4 protein-coding genes are annotated in these 2,867 nt (G+C 69.9%); 1 reads left to right on the plus strand and 3 read right to left on the minus strand.

All coding sequences use genetic code 11. The features are described from left to right. On the minus strand, nt 1-493 hold a 493-nt coding region (locus ACE3TU_RS20935; protein ID WP_374627775.1), incomplete at its 3' end, for a serine dehydratase beta chain. A 166-nt stretch (nt 494-659) separates the two neighbouring features. Here ACE3TU_RS20935 and ACE3TU_RS20940 point away from each other — a divergent pair. After that, nucleotides 660-1,583, plus strand: a complete 924-nt coding sequence (locus ACE3TU_RS20940) for a PRC-barrel domain-containing protein (RefSeq protein WP_374627777.1) — start codon at nt 660-662, stop codon at nt 1,581-1,583. Nucleotides 1,584-1,689: 106 nt separating this feature from the next. Here the strand turns inward: ACE3TU_RS20940 and ACE3TU_RS20945 are convergent, their stop codons facing one another. Continuing rightward, complete coding sequence (locus ACE3TU_RS20945; protein WP_374627779.1) at nt 1,690-2,241, minus strand: DsbA family protein; 552 nt, start codon at nt 2,239-2,241, stop codon at nt 1,690-1,692. Nucleotides 2,242-2,324: 83 nt separating this feature from the next. Then, nucleotides 2,325-2,867 (minus strand): GNAT family N-acetyltransferase (locus tag ACE3TU_RS20950; protein WP_374627781.1); only part of this gene is annotated, 543 nt, incomplete at its 5' end.

A 2,867-nucleotide genomic window follows, 5' to 3' on the forward strand; every position in this document is an offset into this window, starting at 1 on the left:
TCTCGCTTGGCCCGCCCTGGGCGGCCAGTTCGGCCTCGCTGAGCACGAACCCCCCGCCCACCGAGTAGTACACCTCCGAGAGCAGGTCCGGTTCACCCTTCAGCAGCCGGAACCGCATGGCATTGGGGTGCCCGTCGAGGCGCTTGCCCTTTTCCGGGATGATGGCCTCGCCCGGATCGAGCCGGATGCGATGTGGCCCCATGCTCACCCATTTGCGGGCGTTGAGCGCCTCGAGCGCGGCGCTCGCCGCCTCCCGGTCATAGGTCTGCGGTGAAAGCCCGAGCAGCCCGCACAGCACCGCGCGATGCGTGCCGTGCCCCTCCCCGGTATAGGCGAGCGAGCCATACAGCCGGCACTCGATGGTGGCGCCCCCGGCGGCCGGCAGTCCGGCAACCCGCTCGGCAAAGCGTCGCGCCGCCAGCATCGGTCCCATGGTGTGGGAGGACGACGGGCCGACGCTCACCTTGAAGATGTCGAAGACCGACAGGAACATGCCGCATGACGTCACGGCCACCCGCCCGGGTCAAGGCCGCGCGCAACCGGCCGGAACAACCACCCGCGTCCGGCGTTGTCCGGTCATCGGGCCGTGCAGCACCCCACAGCCAAGCGTTGTGCCACACGGCCTTGTTCATGTCGGACACGAACGAGAGGAACCATAAATGATCCGCACCTTGCTTGCCACCACCGCGCTCGGCGCACTCCTTGCCACCGGCGCCATCGCCCAGGATGCCCCGGCTCCGGCCGAGACCGCTCCGATCGAGACACCCGCGACCCGGCCCGCCGATCCTGCCGCTTCGATCCTCGCCAGCGGCTACGCCGTTGCCGACCGCGACAATCTCGCCACCGAGATCATCGGCCGGCAGGTCTATGCCTCCGCCGCGGCGGATGCCGAGCACATCGGCGACGTCAACAACCTGGTGATCGGCGAGGATGGCGGCATTGCCGCGGTGATCATCGGCGTCGGCGGCTTTCTCGGCATCGGCGAAAAGAACGTCGCCGTGACCTTCTCCGAACTCGACTGGGTCATCGCCGCCGACAATTCCGAACGCTTCGTGCTCGCAACGACCCGCGAGGCGCTCGAAGCGGCCCCCGACTTCCGCGCCGACGATTCCGCGACGCCCGCCGGCAATGCCATGACCGCGCCGGCCGATCCCGGCGCGTTGCCGGCAGACACCATCGTGCCGACCGATCAGGCCATGCCGGCCGACCGCGTCGTCGCCCCGGTGGCGGGTCCCATCGACCGCACCACGCTCACCGATGCCCCGCTCTCCGCCGAGGAACTCATCGGCACCAACGCCTACGGCCCCGGCGACGAGCACCTGGGCGCGGTCGGCGACGTGATGCTGGCGGCCGACGGGGCCACCATCGAGGCGGTGGTCATCGACTTCGGCGGCTTCCTCGGCATCGGCACCAAGCCGGTCGCCGTCGGGGTGGAGAACCTGCGCTTCTCGACCGATGCCAATGCCAACCGCTTCCTCTTCCTCAACGTGACGCGCGAGCAGCTCGACGCGGCGCCGGCCTTCAATGCCGATACCTTCGCCGCCGAGCGCGACGCGCAGCTGCTGCGCACCGACGCGATGTAGCGGCCCGGGCTGGAGCGCCGCGATCGACGCCCACTACCGATCCTCCCCCGCATCGCGGGGGAGGGGGACCGGCTCAGCCGGTGGAGGGGGCGCGCCGAGGGCCCCTCTATCCGAGCTTCTTCACCCAGGCCGAGATCTCGTCGCCGCTGCTCATGTCGGACTGCACGATGCGGTCGATCATGAAGCTCGGCGAGACGTGGATGCCGTTCTGCCGGGCGTAGCGGGCATCCCAGCGGGTGGACTTGTCGAGCAGCGGTTCGTCGAACGCCGCCATCAGGGCGAGCCCGGTATGGCCCTCGATGCGCCGGATCAGGTCGTTCGGCGTCGCGTCCCGGTTGGGGCCGGTCGCGTGCCGGTCGAACTCGAACGCCTCGCGATGCGCGTAGACCGCCGCCATCACCCGCCAAGCCGCCGCCTTGCCCTCGGGCAGCGACGCCGCCGCATAGATCGCCCGCACGATCACCGGCGAGAACATGTGCCAGGGCTGCGAGTGGAGCCTGATCCTGACCGTCACGCGGTCCTCGCCCACCGTGTCGAGAAAGGCCTCGAGCTTGCCGAACACCTTTGCCGAATAGGGGCAGGTCGGCTCGAGGAACACCTCGAACTCGCGCGGACCCCGCCCCCAGGCCAGCGGCTCCACCCGAAACGTCTCGCTCATCGCTTCATCTCCTCTCGATCGGTGCCAATCGTGGCCGAGCGCGGGCACAAAGCCAAGCCGGGGCGGCAGGCCCGCTCCACAGCTTAGTCGGCGCCCGCCGCCGCCACCTGCCGGCGCACCACCCACTTGTTTTTGCCGATCTGCGCCGCCTTCGCGAAGCCGGCCGCCTCGAACAGGGCGAGGGTGCCGGCATGCAGGAAAGTCGGCGACACGCGCGCCTGATGGACGTCCTCCGGATAGGCCTCGACGAGGCCGCCGCCCTGCCGCGCGATCTCGGCCAGTGCGCCGGCAAGTGCGGCACGCGCCACGCCCAGGCCGCGATGCCGCCGATGGACGAAAAAGCAGGTGAGCCGCCAGGGCGGCGCCGCGTCGCCAGAAAGGCTCGCTTCATAGTTCCGCCGGTTCTTGATCTGCGGCAGTTCCTCGGGTGAGCCGAACTGGCACCAGCCGACGCAGTCGCCGCCCGCATAGACCAGCGCCGCGTGCGCCTGCCCGCCGATGACCATCTGCCGCTTGCGCTCGCGCTTTTCCGCATAGGGGAGCGCGAACAGCGACCGATCGTGAAAGCCGAGGCACCAGCAGCCGCCGAACACCCCGCCATGCGCATCGACCAGCGCCGCAAAGTC

This window comes from Devosia sp., assembly GCF_041917035.1.
Lineage (GTDB): Bacteria > Pseudomonadota > Alphaproteobacteria > Rhizobiales > Devosiaceae > Devosia_A.

Excerpts from the sequence above, each read along its gene's own strand:
- ACE3TU_RS20945 (WP_374627779.1), bottom strand. The coding sequence starts at position 2,241 with ATGAGCGAGACGTTTCGGGTGGAGCCGCTGGCCTGGGGGCGGGGTCCG.
- ACE3TU_RS20940 (WP_374627777.1), top strand. The coding sequence starts at position 660 with ATGATCCGCACCTTGCTTGCCACCACCGCGCTCGGCGCACTCCTTGCC.